Here is a 16,369-nt window from a genome sequence, read left to right as displayed (position 1 = left end):
AATCATGGGATCCCGTTCACCGCGTCCAGCCCGGCCCATCCGTTCCGGCCGCTATCCGGCCAAAGAGCTGTGCAGCCAGTGCGGCCTCTGCGATACCCGCTACGTGGCCCACGTCAAAGAAGCCTGTGCCTTCTTGAACCAGCAACTGACCCAGTTGGAAGAACAGACCCACGGGCGATCCCGGGAATCGCTGCGCTCAGGATCCCTCGCCGTCACTGATACCGATTACTTCGGTGTCTACGAGGCAATGTTTACGGCCCGCAAGCGGGATCCGATCCCGGGGGCCCAGTGGACGGGCATTGTCAGCAGCATTGGCATGAAGGCCCTCACCACTGGCTTGGTGGAAGGGGTGGTGTGCGTGCAGGCGGATGAGCGGGATCGCTTTCAGCCACGGCCCATCCTGGCCCGTACCCCCGAAGCGGTCTGGGCGGCGCGAGTTAACAAGCCAACTCTTTCTCCCAACTTGTCTGTGTTGGAGCAGGTGGAGCAAAGCGGCCTCAAGCGCCTATTGGTGATCGGGGTGGGCTGCCAAATTCAGGCTTTGCGGGCGGTGGAAAAAAAACTGGGCCTGGAGAAGCTGTACGTGTTGGGCACGCCCTGTGTGGACAATGTCAGCCGTGCCGGGCTGCAAAAGTTTCTAGAAACCACCAGCCGCTCCCCACAGACGGTGGTGCACTACGAGTTTATGCAAGACTTCCACATCCACTTCAAACACGAAGATGGCTCGGTGGAAAAGGTGCCCTTCTTCGGCCTCAAGACCAAAGAACTCAAGGACGTGTTTGCCCCCTCCTGCCTCAGTTGTTTTGACTATGTGAATGCTCTGGCAGATCTGGTGGTGGGCTACATGGGATCCCCCTTGGGCTGGCAGTGGCTGCTGGTGCGCAATCAGCGGGGGCAAGAGCTGTTGGACTTAGTCTGGGAGGAGCTGGAAACCCAACCGGTGATCTCGCAGGGATCCCGGAGGGCGGCAGTGCAGCAGGGGATCCCTGCCTACGACCAAGCCCTGAGTTTGCCAATGTGGCTGGCTCGCCTCTTGGGGGCGGCAATCCAGCGCTTTGGGCCGCGCGGCCTGGAATATGCCCGCTTCTCCATCGATTCCCACTTCACCCGCAACTACCTCTATGTGCGCCGCCACTATCCCCAGAAGTTGGAGCAGCACGTGCCCCCCTTTGCCCGGCGGATTGTGGAGCAGTACCAACTCCCGCAAGACTGAGGCTCAGCAGTAGCGGATCCCAGCTTCCGCCCAGCGATCGATAGCCTGACCTATGCGCTCGCAATCGGCAATTAGGCTAATCCGCACGTAGCCCTCTCCTCCCTCTCCAAAAGCGCTGCCGGGGGTTACGACCACGCCTGTAGATTCCAGCACCCGCAGGGCAAACTCCGTCGATCCCTCAGGGGTGCCGTCGGCAGCGCGGGGGGTAGGGATCCAGAGATACATCGTCGCCCGTGGCGGCTCGATCCGCCAGCCCAACTCCGCTAGGCGGCCGATCAGATAGTCGCGCCGGCGGCGGTAGCGCTCTTGTACCTGCTCCAGGTAGCTATCCGGCAGGCGCAGGGCAGTTTCGGCGGCCTTTTGGATGGCGGCAAAAATGCCGTAGTCGAGATTGGTTTTCAGGGTGCGCAAGCTCTGGATGATCTGGCGATTGCCCACCACAAATCCCACCCGCCAGCCGGCCATGTTGTAGGTTTTGGAGAGGGTGTGGAACTCCACTGCCAAGTCCTTGGCCCCTGGGATCTGCAGCAGGCTGGTGGGCCGGTAGCCGTCAAAAGCCAACTCGGCATAGCACAGGTCGTGCACCAGGATGAGATCGTAGCGGCGGGCAAACTCCACCACCTCCTCAAAAAAAGAGCGGGGCGCAACTGCCGCCGTCGGGTTGTTGGGGTAGTTAAAGTAGAGCACCCGCGCTTGCTGGGCCACTTCCGGCGGTATTTCTTGCAGATCGATCAACCACCCCTTCTGCGGGCGCAGCATCATCGGGTAGATCTGCCCGCCGGCAATCATGGGGCCGCGAAAATGGGCTGGATAGGCAGGGCTGGGCACCAACACCAGATCTCCGGGATCCACATAGGCCAGAGCCAGGTGGGTCAGCCCCTCTTTGGATCCCAGCAAAGGCAGCGCCTCTCCATTGGGATCCAGCTCCACCCCGTAGCGGCGCCAGTACCAATCCGTGATCGCCTGGCGGAAGCTGGCCGTGCCCTCAAAGGGCGGGTAGCCGTGGTGGGCGGGATCCGCAATGGCCGCCTGCGCCGCCTCCACCACCGGCTGTGGGGTGGGACCATCGGGGTTGCCCATGCCCAGATCGATCAAATCCAACCCCTGCTGGCGGGCGCGGGCCTTCAGCTCATCCAAGCGGGCGAAGACATAGGCGGGCAGCTTGTTCAGCCGCTGGGCAGGAACGAGAGCGCGGTTCATGGCAAGAATGGGGAAGGGGCACAGCCGGTGCCTGATGGGAGGATAGGTACCTAACTTACCGCCAGACCTGCATCCAAAGCAATGATCGAGATTGGCGGCTTTGGGCATCCGGGATCCCGAACAGCTAGGATAGATATCCCAAGTTATCGACGAGCCAACAGTGCCCCTACCTCTTGTGGCCATTGTGGGCCGCCCCAACGTGGGCAAATCCACCCTCGTCAACCGCATGGCGGGGGTGCGTTCAGCCATTGTGCACGATGAGCCCGGCGTGACCCGGGATCGCCTGTACCAGGAGGTGGAGTGGAACGGGCGCCGCTTGCGGGTGGTGGACACCGGCGGCCTGGTTTTTGGCGACGACAGCGAATTTCTGCCCCACATTCGCCAGCAAGCGATGGCAGCCATGGCCGAGGCGCAGGCCGTGATCTTCGTGGTGGATGGCCGAGAGGGACTGACACCCGCCGATGTAGAAGTGGCCGATTGGCTGCGCAAACAACCCCTGCCGGTGGTGGTGGCCGTAAACAAGTGCGAGTCGGGGCAGATGGGCCTGGCTCAGGCAGCAGCCTTTTGGGAGCTGGGGCTGGGGGATCCGATCCCCTGTTCCGGCATCCATGGCAATGGGGTAGCCGAGCTGTTGGAGGCGGTGCTGGCTCACTTGCCCGAAGTGACCGCAGAAGCCGCAGGCGAGCCAGATCCCATCGCCGTCTCGATTGTGGGACGGCCCAACGTCGGCAAATCCAGCCTGCTCAACCGCCTGGTAGGATCCGAGCGGGCCATCGTCAGCCCCATTTCCGGCACCACCCGCGATGCCATCGACACCGTGGTCACCTGGGAAGGGCAGCCCTATCGCCTCATCGATACCGCCGGCATCCGCAAAAAAAACCGCGTGCAGTACGGCATTGAGTTCTTCAGCATCAACCGGGCCTTCAAGGCCATCCAGCGCTCGGATGCAGTGCTGCTGGTGATCGATGCTTTGGAGGGGGTTACCGAACAGGATCAGAGGCTGGCCGGGCGCATCGAAGAAGAGGGCCGCGCCTGCGTTGTCGTCGTCAACAAGTGGGATGCAGTAGAAAACAAAGATACCCACACCATCAACGAGTTCACCCGCGAGATTCGCGACAGGCTTTACTTTATTGAATGGGCGCCGCTCCTGTTTGTCAGCGCCCTCACCGGGCAACGCACCCACAAAATCTTTGAGCAGGTGAATACCGTGGTGGCCGCCCACCGCAAACGGGTTCCCACCGCTGTGGTCAACGAAGTGCTCCAGGATGCTCTTGCCTGGCAATCGCCCCCCACCAACCGCCAGGGCAAGCAGGGCAGAATTTACTACGGCACACAGGTGGCGGATCGGCCCCCCACCTTTGTTCTGTTTGTCAACGATCCCGATTTGTTTAAGGATAACTACCGCCGCTTCCTGGAAAAGCACTTCCGGCAAAACCTGGACTTTACCGGTACCCCCATTCGCTTTCTCTGGCGCGGCAAATCCGAGCGCTTGGTTGGGCGGGCGGTGCGAAAATTGGAGAGATCCCTGACCTCTCGTTAGGCCCTCTGGTCTACTGAAAGCCTATGGCTGTGGATCCCAACGTCAAAACCCTGGTTGACAACCGTCGCGCCCGCTTCGAGTACGACATCTTGGAGACCTATGAGGCCGGGATCCAACTGACCGGCACAGAGGTGAAATCGATACGAGCGGGCAAAGCCAACCTGCAAGACGCTTTTGCCCTCTTTCGGGATGGGGAAGCATGGCTGCACAATCTGCACATCTCCCCCCATGACACCGCCAGCAAAGTGTTTAACCACGACCCTACCCGCCGCCGCAAGTTGCTGCTGCACCGCCGCGAGATCGACCGCCTACGGGGCTTGGTGGAACAAAAGGGCCTGACCGTGGTTCCCCTCAAGCTGGTGCTCAACCGCGGCTGGATCAAAGCCCATCTGGGCGTGGCCCGCGGCAAAAAGCTCCACGACAAGCGGCAGGCAATCAAAGAGCGGCAAACCCAGCGGGAGATTCAGCGGGAACTGAAGGAACGATAAATTTCTCCCTGAGCCCCTGCTGGCTTCCACGTCGTTTGCCAAGCGCCTTTTTGTATTCTCACATACAGCGATCTGCAGCGGGATCCCGATGATGGATGTAGTCTTCCGGCTTTGGATCCCTGTTCTGTTGGAGCTGCCTGTGAACTGGAATCTTACCCGCGCTTTTTCTCCCTTGAAAGGCTTGGCTGTTGGCCTATCGGTCGCCGCTCTACTGGGATCCACCCCCACAACAGCGCAAGAGACCTTCAAAGTGGGCATGGTGCTGGTGGGGCCGATGCAGGATGGCGGCTGGAGCCAGGCGCATGTGGAGGGCAGCGAATACGTCAAGGCCAAGTTGCCCGGTGTCGAGTTTGATTACCTGGATAAGGTGAACCCGGCGGATCGGCCCAATGTGCGCGCCTCCCAGGTGGCGGATGACATGATCGCCCGAGGTGCGAAGGTTATCATCTTTACTTCCGATGACCACAAAGACGATGCGATTGAAACGGCCCGCAAGCATCCTGAGATCGCAGTTATCCATGCTTCTGGGGACATGGCCTGGAAGGAAGGGAAAAATTACATCGATCTGCCCAACTTGGCCAACATCATGCCCCAGATGGAAGCGATGCGCATGGTGGCTGGCTGTGCTGCAGCCCTGGGCTCCGAAACCGGCAAAATTGGCCTATTGGGACCTCTGATCAACGATGAAACCCGCCGTTACGCTGCTGCTGCTTACTTGGGGGCCAAATACTGCTGGGAAACTTACCGAGATCGTCCTGAAGAGTTGCAGTTCCGGGTGACCTGGATTGGCTTCTGGTTCAACATTCCAGGGGTTACTTTGGATCCAAGCAAGGTTGCCGATGACTTTTACAACGGCGGCTTTGATGTGGTGATGTCAGGGTTGGATACACCGGAGGCGGCGGTGCAAGGCAAACGGGCTGCTGAGGCCGGAAAGCGAGTGCGCTACACCCACTACGGCCTGGCCAGCGGTTGTAACTTCGCGCCCGAAATTTGCCTGGGGGTTTCTTACTACAACTGGGGGCCTGGCTACAAGCAATTGATCGAGGCGGCTCGTGCGGGCACCTTCGAGAGCCAATTCCTACGTCCGCCCATCGACTGGTCAGACATCAACAACCCGGACACGTCTTCGGCGGGGTTCATCATGGGAGAAGCCCTGAAGCCGGAAGACAAGGCCAAGCTGGAGGAGTTTATTGCTGGCTTGGGGAATGGCAGCATTCAGCTCTTCAAGGGGCCACTCAACTTCCAAGATGGCACGCCCTTCTTGGCTGAGGGGGAAGTGGCCAGCGAGGTTGATATTTGGTATCTGGGCCAGTTGCTGCAGGGCATGGAGGGAGCCAGCAATTAGCGGAAGGCGTTCTAGGCTCCGGGGAGGGGGAAGAAGCGGTCGGTGGCTTTCACCCGCTGACACCAGGCTCGGATCTGAGGAAAGGGCTTGAGGTCAAACCCGCCCTGCTCCGCCACATGGGTGTAGGTGAAAAGGGCGAGATCGGCGATGGTGTAGCGGTTGCCCACAAAAAATGCTTTCCCCTGCAGGTGGCCTTCCATGATCTCCAAGGCCTCTGTTCCAGATTTCAAGTTCTGGGCGATCACGTCAGCATGGGCCTCTGCTTGGCCGGCCCGCACCCAGAAGCGAGTGGTGGCGATGTAGCGGGCAATGCGGGTTTGTTCAAAAAGCAACCACTTCAAAATCTCAGCCCGTTCCAACTTGTTTTGGCCGTAGAGGGGGGTGTCTTCTGCCAGGTAAACCAAGATCGCGGCGGACTCCGCCAAGACCGTTCCATCTTCCAGTTCCAAAGCCGGGATCTGGCCCAGGGGGTTCTTGGCCAGGTACTCGGGGCGGCGGTTTTCTCCGGCCCTGGAGTTGACTTCAACCGTCTCATAGGGGATCCCCAATTGCTTGAGGAGCAATTCCACTTTGTAGCAATTTCCGGAGGTTGGGATCCCGTACAGTCGCAACATTGTGGTTAACCTCAGCCCAAAGCACCTTACAAAGAACTTCGTCCTAACAACGCCAACGGCAACCCAATCAACAAAAACCCTCTGTCCCTAACACTTTTTTAGCAGCTTTGTTCTTCCAACTGATACATTTACGCTGAACACTGCTGAGCACTACTGCTCAACGGTGAAGCGATAGCATTCTGCCCGTTTCCGAACAGAAAGGCGGTATCCCGCAAAGCTCTGAGCATAACACCCAGAGCGCCTTGCCAATCTCGTGGTAGCCTGTGGTTGCACTTGGGGCATCTAAACACCTTTGCGCCACCCAACTTAGTGTGGATGTGCCCGCACTTGGTACAGGTTTTGCTGGTGTACGCCTCCGATACTTCCACGACGACCACGTTTTTCTTTTTGGCTTGAAACTTCAGGAACTGCTTGAACCGATAGTGCGCCCAGGTGAGCATCGCCCTCGCTGTCTTGCTACCAAACTTCCTCCCTGCCTTGGCAACCATCTTGGCTGACTCGAAAGTGGGGAGAAATATCAATCGGTAGTTATCCGTTAAGAACGCCGCTACCTTGCGATGGCACTCGGCCACCAAGTTTCTGATTCTCTCCCGCAAGCGAAACGCCGCCTGCCGCATTCGCCTACGCTTGAGCCTCGGCGCTTTGCTCAGCCTGGATTGCAGGTCGTCTAGGTGGTAGCACAGCCGAGTGATTCTACCAAAGTCCCCCTTGGCGATATCTACAAAACCTGCTCCATCAAACCCTGTGAAGAAGCTTCTTACTCCAGGGTCAAGCGCAATCACCCCCTTCGCTAACGAACACTGCTCGTTCACGGGCCCAGGAAAGATGGCATACCATCTGTCTTTCACCCGCATTAGTTCAGTCCCACGTGCCCATTCTCTGGGCATCTCCTCGGATGCACGGAACGCCAAGCCTCGGGTGAGTTTCGGATACCACGTCCCATTGCGAAAGTTGCCGGCGTTGAATTGCAGCGTATGCGACCCGTCCCGCACACTGCGAAACCTCGCGTCTTTGCTTCGGCGAAACGCCAACCACGCCTCGACGACCGCGTTCTGCTTGATGTGGCAGGGGGCGTCCTTCACCCACTGCGGCAAGTCCGATTGCAGGATAATATTCCGCAGCTTTTCTGGGGTTTTAGTAGTGCCATGCTGACGCTGATAGGCAATCGCTTGGTTGTAGCAGTACCGGCACGCCGCTTGCCACCGCTTCCAAACTTTAGCCAGCGCCAGCTCTGGATAAATCCGTATCTTTCTCGATTGCAGCCCGATATTTTCTGAGTCCGTAGAGCCGACTGCTGAAGCAGTGCAGGATGGTGAGGATATCCTCAACCAGTTCCTGTTGGGGAGAAAGGTGATCGTCATCGAGAACCAAGATTTCGCACCCGTATTGACGGCAGTACCATTCAACGAACTCAAATCCAAACCGGCAGAGTCGATCCCGATGAGCGACCACAATTGTTCCGACATCTCCTGTACGAACTCGCTCCAATAAGGCAAGGAACTTTGGTCTTTTGAAGTCGAGACCGCCGCCAATCTCTCCGACCACTTCGGCTCCAGGATAGAGGCTAACCAGTTTTGCAATCTGTCTCTCCAAGTCTGGCTTCTGCCCTCGGCTGCTGACTCGGGCGTACAAAACGACTCGTTTGACTTTTCTTGGCGTTTTGATGTAGCTGTCGAGGTCATACCTTCTCGCCCTACCGGATGGTGTGCGTATTGCCTTGATCCAACCTTTCTGTTCCCATCGCCTCAAAGTGTGGAGACATACCCCGAAATAGTCCGCCGCTTCTCTCGGTTTCACATACCTAGCCATACTAAGCAGCCATGCTGAACATACTATACGTTATTTCCAGTATAGTCCAGCATATCATTGACTAGAGTCATGCTCCTGCATCTGCCGGCGGTATTCCCGCCCAAAGGCTTGCAGCAACCCTTCTGCATGGGAAAGAGGCCCTGCTTCATAGGCACGGGATCCCACCCCTTGCTGGGTGAGCTCGCACAGGTGCCAATCCTGTCGATTGGTGCGATCCCACAATTCCACCACCTCGCTGGGATCAAAACCATCCAGCGCCAAGGTCTCCGGCTCAAACAGCCAATCGCAGACAACCCGCGTCCGGTCGGATCCCTGGGGCCACAGAGTGTGGGTCATGACATAGTCCGGCTGCAGGCTCAAGAATAGATTGGGCATAAGGGTGTAGTAGTAGGCCCGCCGTTGGTTCTCGCCTCGCACGGTGGAGATCAGGGGCAAGCTGCGTTGGCCACTCATGTTTAGGCTGGTCACATCTGGATTGAGCAACATGTAGCCGCCCAAAAAGGGGCCTTCCATCAGGTCGTTGCGACCGCTGCGAGCCGGCGAAAGACGGGCCAATTCCGGGTGAATGAGGGGGCAGTGGTAGCACTCAGAGTAGTTTTCAAACAGCAATTTCCAGTTGGCCTGAACGTTGTATTCAATACGATGACCTCGCCGCAGAGCGGACAGGTTCCACTCTCGGAAACGACCTTGCAATGGGGCAAAAACCTCATCGAAGGGCTGAGGATTGCGGCTGAGGTTGACCCAGACGAAGCCTTCCCATTCTGCCAAGGCAGCGGAGTGGAGGGGATAATCTTCACGGCGAAAGTCTTCCACCTCGTGCATCTGGGGAGCCGCCAACAATTGTCCATCCAGCCCATAGCGCCAGGCGTGGTAGGGGCAAGGGATCCCATCGGCAAAATGGCCTTGGAGCTCGCTGCAGAGTCGGGTTCCTCGATGGCGACAGTGGTTGAAGAAGGCATGGGCTTGCCCCTTGGGATCCCGTACCAGGATCAGGCTTTCCCTGAGCACCTGCACCTGCAAAAAGTCTCCAGGTTGGGCCAGATCGGCACTGCGCCCCACGCAGAACCACTGCCGATAAAAAATCCGCTCGATCTCCGCCTCAAAACGGCTGGAGGAGACGTAGTAGTGGCCCGGCAGGGTGCGGGCGCCGGGTTGAACAGTAGCGGGATAGAAAGCGGTCATGGGGCAAAGCAGCGATAAGAAAAACTGCTGTGGGACTCCAGAGGCTTTGCTATCCAAGCTAACGCAGGGATCCCATCCGGCATCTATTCCAAGCAGATCCAAGGCATTTTTAAGGCATTTTTGCAGCATTCCCCCCAGGCACGCCGTGCTGCTCGCGCAAATACCCCAGTCTCCTACCCACAAGGGGAGAGGGGGGCATAAGAACTCCGTCCTGCTGACGCAAATGGCTTATTCCCGCTAGGGGGACGTAGCGCTGTAGCCCAAGTCGCGCAGAAGGTGCTCAGAGCGCCGCCAGTGGGGCCGCACCTTGACAAACAGCTCCAGGTACACCTTGCCCAGGATCAGCTTTTGAATCTGCAGGCGGGCTGCCTGGCCGATCTGCTTGAGCCTTTCCCCTCCTTTGCCAATGAGGATCCCCTTTTGCGAGTCCCGCTCTACATAGAGGGTGGCCAAGATGCGGGTGACGTTGGGGGTTTCTTCCACCTGGTCGATGGTCACGGCCACGGAATGGGGCACTTCCTCGCGGGTCTGCAGCAGCACCTGTTCTCGGATCAGCTCCGCCATGATGAACCGCTCCGGCTGATCCGTCACCAGATCCGGCGGGTAGTAGTAGGGGCCGGTGGGCAGCAGATCGATGGTGGCTTGGATCAGGGGTGTCAAACTGCTGGGATCCAAGGCAGACACCCAAACGACAGGAGCGCCGGGGCGCAGGGCTTGGTAGCTCTCTTGGTGAGCTTGGCGCACGGCAGCATCCCGAGGAAGCAGATCCGCTTTGTTGCAGACGATCAGGCAGGGGGAAGCAGCAGGGATCCGCTCGGCAATAAAAGCATCCCCGCGTCCTGCCGGCACCGATCCATCCACCACGAAGAGGATCACGTCCACAGCGGCAATGGCTGCCTGGGCGTTGTGTACCAAGATTTCCCCCAGGCGGTGGTGGGGTTTGTGGATGCCAGGGGTATCCACCCAGATGATCTGGGCTTGGGGTAGGGAGAGGATCCCCTGTAGGCGGTTGCGGGTGGTCTGGGCCACGGGAGAGGTGATGGCAATCTTTTGTCCCACCAGGGCGTTGAGTAGGGTGGACTTGCCCACATTGGGCCGCCCGATCAGCCCCACAAACCCCGACTTAAACCCTGGCGGGGCAGCCGGGATCGCAGACAGTTCCCCACTGCTGACACGACCGGGCGCCGATTCCCCTTCTGCTGCAGCAGCGGAGGACTCTGTCCCGCCGTCGCCAATGGATCCCTGTCCCTCAGGGGAGGGATCCCTCCCGTCTGGAGGAGAGTGGGAAGATCCGGCGCTCTGCTCTCGTAGCTCTTCTAAAGGCTCTGTCCCGCTGTCGCGAGAGGAAGCTGGGGATGGGGAGGGTCGGGATCCCTGCAGGACGGCCAGCTTGAAGTTGTAGTTCTCCACCATGCCTGGGATCAAAAACAGGTCAATCAACTGCCCAATGCCCAACAGGCCAAAGGTGAACAGCCAGAGAACGCCTGTGCCGGTCTTGCCCAGGTAGAGGCGATGGACGCCACAGATCCCGAAGATGCCCAACGCCCAGAGGATATAGGCAGTACCGACAGACTTGGGTTCAGCGGGGGGCAGCAGGTAGCGAGAACTCATGGGGATTTGACGAGATAACTTTGAGCGGGTACTCCAAGTCTAAGTCTGTCATCTCCTGGCCTGGACGGGCAGAAGAGAACCGGCGTGATCTCTGCAAGCAAGCTGGGATCCCTTCACGGCCATAACTTTCACCCAACCTCTAGCGGATAGAGTAGGCTGCTGAGGCGGCAGGCAACTGCAAGGATAGGGATCCCAGCGGGGCCAAGGTGGTGCCGGGGTAGTAAAAAGCGAGGATTTGCGCCGCGTTAAACCCCTGCCGAGCCAGGGTATAGGAGCCGTACTGGCTCAAGCCCACCCCATGGCCGAAGCCGCCACCGATGAAGCGATAGCCTGCCAATCGCTCCCCTTGTTTCAGAGGCTCTATCCGAAACAGGGTGCTGTACAGGCGAGGAAAAGCCAAGCGTACCTGATCCTTGCGCAAAAGAATCGAGCGGATCCCTTCTGCCGTCTGCAAGTCCAATTGCATCACCTGCACCCGGCCACTGGCGGAGCGCTCCAGGATCTGCATCCCCGCGATGCTGCTCCAGGTGGGCATCGGGATCCCTAGGTAGTCTTGGCCGGCCCGAAACTGGGTGTTCAGCTCCTCCAAAGATAGGGAGAACTCCCAGCGGAATAGGCGGGATACTCCTGCTTCGTTGAAGCCCTCTCGCTGGGCCAAAAACGCCTGGAAGCTGCTCTCCTGCCGCAAATCCAAGGGCTTACCCGGTTGATGGGCAATATCCGCTTGCCGGCGCAGGTAGGGGCGCGGATCCCCGTCCCAAACATCTTCAAAGGCCGCCGAGATGCCGCCATTGGTAGAGGAATAGACAGCATCCACCAGCTCGCCATTGTAGGTGAGCACCAGGCCACTGGTTTGGCGAATGGCCTCGTCAGCCCGCGGGTGGGTTCCGGTCAATCCCTTGTAAACCTGGCAGTGGGTATTGGCACAGAGCTGATAATCGTCAACCTGAAAGCGGTGGAGGTTCTTGAGGGCGTAGGTGCGCGCCAGGATCGCCTGGGCAGCCATGGCGGCAAAGGGAGCCCCTGGCCCCACCTCGTGGGGAACTACCCCCCGCAAATAGGTTTCCAGGGGCACGGCGTTGACTACGGTGTAGCTGCCGTAGGCATTGGGCTGAAAGGTGATGGATCCGGCATAGTAGTGGTCGTTCACCCGTAGATAGCCGGCATCAGAGGTCACCCTGAGGCGGGTGCGGTGGTAGCGAAAGTGTTCATGGATCCAGCTCAGCTCCGCCCGTTCTCGCCGCTCCTGCACCTCGAGCCGCACATGGGGGATCCCTTCTTTCTGGGCATACTGCTGAATCTGGGCCAGTTGTTGCGGGGTGTAGGCGCGGTTGGCCCACACCTGCCATTCTTGCGGCTGGGCGATCTCGGTGCTGATGCCCAGAGACTGCCAATGGTTGGCATTGGCCTCGGCACTCTCAAAGCTTTTGTGGCTGCTGAGGATTAGACGGTATACGGTTTCCGGGGTGGTCAGGGCGCGATTGACAATGCCGATGCTGACCCGAGGCGTTCGCTGGGTCTGGGTGCTGCCGTCTGCTTGAGGGAATTCCAGGGTGAGAAGGGATCCCGTCGGCGCCGCCAGCTCCACTTGATCCGTCTCAGAACGGCCAAAGCGTTGCAAAATGCCTATATGCAGGATTGGGTTTTCGGGGGTGGCCGCCGTGGCAAAGGTCTCTTCGCCAACGCCGGTCGCGTCGGCGGCATGGAGCGCCAAGGCCGTCAGCAACAGGCCCAAGCCGGAAATGAGGGTGCTCTGCTTGCAGGACGAAGTCCTTGAAAACCGGCGAGGTTTGGCAGTGGGAGGCTGACAACTGGCCATGGCCGCTTTATCCTAAAACACACCCTGTCGATTTTACCCGCATCTTTTCTGGCCCACCTGCAGTGGTCGCGTTAGCGGTGCGGAGCACCATGGATGCTTTTCCTCGCATGTCTGTTCCCGACGACGGGTTCCCAATCGCCACGGCGGGACGCCGCCCCTCTTTGCACAAGGGATCCGGCTGGAGGCTGGGCTGGGATCCCACCCGTTCCCCTTTTGTTGCCCTGGTGGGGGGAGAAGCCTGGGCGCTGGAGCTCACTCAGGAGGAGTGGCAAGCGTTTGTGCAGGGGGTGCAGCGCCTGCAGCAGGATATGGAGGCCATCGCCTCCCAACTGATGGCGGAGGAGGGCATTACGCTGGAGCAGACTTGCCCTGCTTTGACGTTGATTGCCAGCGGCAGCGCCACCGCCTGGGGCCTCTACGTGCAATTGCATCAAGGCCGGCGCGGAGAAGGTTTTTGGCCTGCTGATGTTGTCCCTGAGCTATGCCAGGCCCTCGCCCAATGCTTTCAGGAAGCTCTCTAGCCCCCTGAAGCCTGCAGTCTGGATCCCTGCCCAGGGTTTTTGGGGCGAAGCTACAACCCCTTGATTCCCTTCAGCGCCTGAGAGAACCGATGGATCTGCACCATCTGCACACTTACATTCGTCCCCAACAGCTTGAGGACTTGACCGCCTGGGATCCCGGCTGGAACTGGCTGGCCGGGGGGACTTGGCTCTTCTCACAGCCGCAACCCCACCTGCGGGGACTGATCGATTTGCATCCTCTGGACTGGAACGAGCTGGAAATCAGTGCAGAAGGGTTAAAACTGGGGGCAACCTGTACCTTCCAGCAACTGTTGCAATACGATTGGCCACCCCATTGGCCAGGGATCCGCGCCCTGTGCGAGGGAATGGCGTCTTTGGCCTCTTTTAAGGTGGCCCACTTGGCAACGATAGGGGGAAATCTCTGCCTGGCCCTGAGTGTCGGTGTCGTAGCACCCGTGTTGATCGCCCTTGAGGCCACCTACACGCTGATCGATCTGCAGGGATCCCTGCGCCACATCCCCGCTCAGGACTTTCAAACCGGCCCCCAACAAACTCTGCTGCAGCCGGGGGAAGCCTTGCGATCCATCTGGATCCCGGCCCAACGGCTGCGCGGCCCCAGCACCTTTCAGCGGCTCGGCATCACCCAAACGGATCCCGCCTTGGTGATCGTCGCTGGATCCCGCGATCCCGACTCAGGCGATTATCGCTTCGGACTCAATGCTGCCCTTTCACCCCCACAACTGGTGCGGCTGGGATCCCGGCCCAATCCAGAACACCTTCCCCAACTTTTGGCAGAGCAAGCCCACGGCTGGATCGCGGATTTTCGGGCCAGCGCCCTTTACCGCCAACGCATGAGTGAGGTATTGATTCGCCGCTGTATAGACATCTTGGGCTAATCGGGGTATTGCCCCATCCCAACAGGGGGCTGAGAACAACGTACTCATCCTGCCAAAGCTCCCGCCGCTCTGAAAGTAAAGGTTTTAGGCGTGGGTCAGTGCCCCAGTTTGAATCGAAATGACCATAAGTCTGACATTCCCGTCCATAGGATTGAGATAGCCACAGGCAAAAATTCATCTGTTGCTGTTCCAAAAATGGGTAACACATAAAAAGTTTGGGGCAGTAGCAACTGGCAGTGTCACCCCATAGACAGCCGCGAAAACAGTTCACAGTGAACTCAGATTTATCTGGCCTTAAAACTTGAAGCCAGTTTACAAAAAATTTACCTACAGTTGATATCCAGTGGGGTTTTGGATTCAGGAGTTCACATGATTTGATGAGGAAAGTTTTGGGTCTGCGAAGGGTAACCTGAGACCAAGAAAAGGCTTGAATACCAGGGCAAGATCCTTCGGGTTTAGCCGGGTGCCTGATTTCTCCCAAAGTGGGGCTGAGGCTGTCATGAATCGGTTTTCCCTTCATGAAGTCTATCTCAGGAGAATCCTTTTCCGTCTGGCCACTGCGGCTCCTCGTGGCATGACATTGATCGAGTTGCTGGTGGTCATTGTGATTGTCGGTACTCTCTGCGCGGTGGCCATTCCCAACCTGCTTAACCACATTCGCCGTTCCAGAGTTGCTGAAGCCCAAACAGCTTTGGCGACCATTGGCCGCGCTTCAGAAATCTTCCGCATGGATTTTACGGTTTATCCTTCCAGCTACGCCGATATTCAATTCGGAGGGATCCAAGGGGATCGTTATCTGCAAGATCCCTGGCAAGCCCCCAACTATCGTCTCCCCGAAGTTGTTCCTCCCACTCCTGGCCCAGCTGGCATGCGTTGGATGACGGAGTCTCACACCTACACAGCTGCTGGTGGGAATCCCCTGCGCTGTGACATCGGCCTTGGGGATCGCCAGCAAGAGGTTTTGGTCTCCGGCTACAACCTACACAACTCCTGCAACCTCTATCGTTGACCTACCCAGCCAGGAGTCTGGCGGCTTGAGGAAGCGGGACTGGGCGGACTTGAACCGCCGACCTAGCGCTTAGGAGGCGCTTGCTCTATCCATCTGAGCTACAGCCCCTTGTCGAACATCCTACTGCTCTTAGCCCCCATCTCAGATTACAGCCCTTTTGCAGATGAGGTGATACCCGACCAGTTCTCATCATGCCCCAACTGGGTCTGGCGTTATCGGTTGTGTTGTTGACATTGACCTGCTAGACATCTTCTGTGATGCTAAGAAGTGTTAAGCTAAGGACTTGGATCCCAAACCGAGGTCAGCCCTATGGAATCCCTTTCTGATCCCTTCGTCAATCCCCCCATTTACTCTGCCATCGCCTTATTCAGCTTTTTTGCTGTTATCTTTGGCATCATTTTCAAGGACAATTTGGAATACCAGGTGGCCCTTTGGCAGCTCAACCGGGATAGCCAAGCGCAAATTCGCTACCGCACTCCTGGGGTGATCCTCACCTACAGTCTCTGCTGCCTGTTTACCTCTGGGTTTGTGGCCGCGTGTCTGAACGTGTTTGGCCTGTCTATGGCCTTGGCCGCCTGCGTCGGTGGGATCCTAGTGTTGAGCACGGCAGGCTTGGTGTGGTGGCAGTTGGGATCCCTGATGGCTCTGTTGGCTGCCGGTGGATCCCAGGCCATCGATATTGACTCTTACGGAGCAGGGGCCATTTTGGATTCTGAGGCGGCAGCACCCCCCGAGGGAGAATAGGATCTTGGAGTAGTCTTACCCCATGCCCTGGTCTAGCTGGATCAGCTGGATCCAGAAGAGCGTGCCTACAGAGTAGAGAAAGCTTAAGAAGTTTCTGGCCAACTTGTTAAAACGAGAGAACAAGTGCCAGCTCAGCTTTTGAAAAACGCCTCTTTCTGTAAAAAATTACAAATTATAGTCATTCCAAACTAGGTTGTGTTGATCTTTCATTTGAGCCAAAAGAGAGCACTGACGAGATAGAGAAAACTCAAGAAGTTCCTGGCCAATTTGTCAAAACGAGAACATAGATGCCGGTACTGCTTTAACTTATGAAAAAAGCATTCGATTAAATGCCTCTCTTGATACAGATGCTTGTCATAATGCCGCTGCGTCTTTCTA

Annotated in this window: 15 protein-coding genes, 1 tRNA gene and 2 pseudogenes; 8 read left to right on the top strand and 10 right to left on the bottom strand. The window is 58.1% G+C overall.

Going from position 1 to position 16,369, the window contains the following annotated elements; genetic code table 11:
- Positions 1-4 precede the first annotated feature (4 nt).
- Complete coding sequence (locus ACVWZU_RS09515; protein WP_457444564.1) at positions 5-1,213, top strand: Coenzyme F420 hydrogenase/dehydrogenase, beta subunit C-terminal domain; 1,209 nt, start codon at positions 5-7, stop codon at positions 1,211-1,213.
- 3 nt (positions 1,214-1,216) lie between these two features.
- Here the strand turns inward: ACVWZU_RS09515 and ACVWZU_RS09510 are convergent, their stop codons facing one another.
- Complete coding sequence (locus ACVWZU_RS09510) at positions 1,217-2,413, bottom strand: aspartate aminotransferase (protein ID WP_414415961.1); 1,197 nt, start codon at positions 2,411-2,413, stop codon at positions 1,217-1,219.
- A 160-nt stretch (positions 2,414-2,573) separates the two neighbouring features.
- On the opposite strand from ACVWZU_RS09510, the gene der reads away from it, so the two are divergent.
- The 3 genes from der to ACVWZU_RS09495 all read left to right on the top strand — a co-directional run bounded on the left by der (position 2,574) and on the right by ACVWZU_RS09495 (position 5,786).
- The gene (gene der / locus ACVWZU_RS09505) at positions 2,574-3,953 is read left to right on the top strand and encodes a ribosome biogenesis GTPase Der (RefSeq protein WP_011432890.1); all 1,380 of its coding nucleotides are present in this window, start codon (positions 2,574-2,576) and stop codon (positions 3,951-3,953) included.
- Positions 3,954-3,976: 23 nt separating this feature from the next.
- Entirely contained in the window at positions 3,977-4,441 is a 465-nt protein-coding gene (gene smpB / locus ACVWZU_RS09500; RefSeq protein ID WP_011432891.1) for an SsrA-binding protein SmpB, read from the top strand.
- 139 nt (positions 4,442-4,580) lie between these two features.
- On the top strand, positions 4,581-5,786 hold the full coding sequence (locus ACVWZU_RS09495) for a BMP family lipoprotein (protein WP_457444562.1): 1,206 nt from the start codon (positions 4,581-4,583) through the stop codon (positions 5,784-5,786).
- 11 nt (positions 5,787-5,797) lie between these two features.
- Here ACVWZU_RS09495 and ACVWZU_RS09490 read toward each other — a convergent pair whose 3' ends face one another.
- From ACVWZU_RS09490 to ACVWZU_RS09460, 7 genes and pseudogenes are all read right to left on the bottom strand, one after another.
- On the bottom strand, positions 5,798-6,400 hold the full coding sequence (locus ACVWZU_RS09490; protein WP_011432893.1) for a glutathione S-transferase family protein: 603 nt from the start codon (positions 6,398-6,400) through the stop codon (positions 5,798-5,800).
- A 128-nt stretch (positions 6,401-6,528) separates the two neighbouring features.
- Entirely contained in the window at positions 6,529-7,728 is a 1,200-nt protein-coding gene (locus ACVWZU_RS09485) for an RNA-guided endonuclease InsQ/TnpB family protein (protein ID WP_457444582.1), read from the bottom strand.
- The gene (locus ACVWZU_RS09480; RefSeq protein WP_457444560.1) at positions 7,616-8,209 is read right to left on the bottom strand and encodes an IS607 family transposase; all 594 of its coding nucleotides are present in this window, start codon (positions 8,207-8,209) and stop codon (positions 7,616-7,618) included. Before ACVWZU_RS09480 ends, ACVWZU_RS09485 begins: the two co-directional genes overlap by 113 nt.
- 54 nt (positions 8,210-8,263) lie before the next feature.
- Complete coding sequence (locus ACVWZU_RS09475) at positions 8,264-9,391, bottom strand: aromatic ring-hydroxylating oxygenase subunit alpha (protein WP_457444558.1); 1,128 nt, start codon at positions 9,389-9,391, stop codon at positions 8,264-8,266.
- A gap of 237 nt (positions 9,392-9,628) precedes the next feature.
- Complete coding sequence (era, locus tag ACVWZU_RS09470) at positions 9,629-10,549, bottom strand: GTPase Era (protein ID WP_414417179.1); 921 nt, start codon at positions 10,547-10,549, stop codon at positions 9,629-9,631.
- Positions 10,550-10,828: 279 nt separating this feature from the next.
- A pseudogene (locus ACVWZU_RS09465) lies at positions 10,829-11,002 on the bottom strand (TM2 domain-containing protein); the annotation flags it as partial.
- Positions 11,003-11,141: 139 nt separating this feature from the next.
- Positions 11,142-12,821, bottom strand: a complete 1,680-nt coding sequence (locus ACVWZU_RS09460) for a SpoIID/LytB domain-containing protein (protein WP_457444556.1) — start codon at positions 12,819-12,821, stop codon at positions 11,142-11,144.
- An 89-nt stretch (positions 12,822-12,910) separates the two neighbouring features.
- Between ACVWZU_RS09460 and ACVWZU_RS09455 the strand changes: the two genes are divergently transcribed.
- The 3 genes from ACVWZU_RS09455 to ACVWZU_RS09445 all read left to right on the top strand — a co-directional run bounded on the left by ACVWZU_RS09455 (position 12,911) and on the right by ACVWZU_RS09445 (position 15,247).
- A complete protein-coding gene (locus ACVWZU_RS09455; protein ID WP_414382812.1) occupies positions 12,911-13,342 on the top strand; it encodes a DUF1818 family protein in 432 nt (143 codons plus the stop codon).
- 89 nt (positions 13,343-13,431) lie between these two features.
- A complete protein-coding gene (locus ACVWZU_RS09450; protein WP_457444554.1) occupies positions 13,432-14,238 on the top strand; it encodes an FAD binding domain-containing protein in 807 nt (268 codons plus the stop codon).
- Between the two features lie 499 nt (positions 14,239-14,737).
- Positions 14,738-15,247: a type IV pilin protein gene (locus ACVWZU_RS09445; protein ID WP_457398702.1), complete on the top strand. Its 510-nt coding sequence runs from the start codon at positions 14,738-14,740 to the stop codon at positions 15,245-15,247.
- Positions 15,248-15,281: 34 nt separating this feature from the next.
- On the opposite strand, the gene ACVWZU_RS09440 is transcribed toward ACVWZU_RS09445, so the two are convergent.
- Positions 15,282-15,355 (bottom strand) — tRNA-Arg (locus tag ACVWZU_RS09440).
- 201 nt (positions 15,356-15,556) lie between these two features.
- On the opposite strand from ACVWZU_RS09440, the gene ACVWZU_RS09435 reads away from it, so the two are divergent.
- Positions 15,557-15,991 (top strand): hypothetical protein, encoded by a 435-nt coding sequence (locus ACVWZU_RS09435; protein WP_011432900.1) that lies wholly within the window; start codon positions 15,557-15,559, stop codon positions 15,989-15,991.
- A 206-nt stretch (positions 15,992-16,197) separates the two neighbouring features.
- On the opposite strand, the pseudogene ACVWZU_RS09430 reads toward ACVWZU_RS09435, so the two are convergent.
- Positions 16,198-16,369 (bottom strand): annotated as a pseudogene (locus ACVWZU_RS09430) (IS5-like element ISSoc13 family transposase); the annotation flags it as partial.

The organism is Thermostichus sp. MS-CIW-26 (assembly GCF_054059115.1).
The sequence above is the reverse complement of the archived record's forward strand: the minus strand, read 5'-3'. Positions and strand labels throughout refer to the sequence as shown.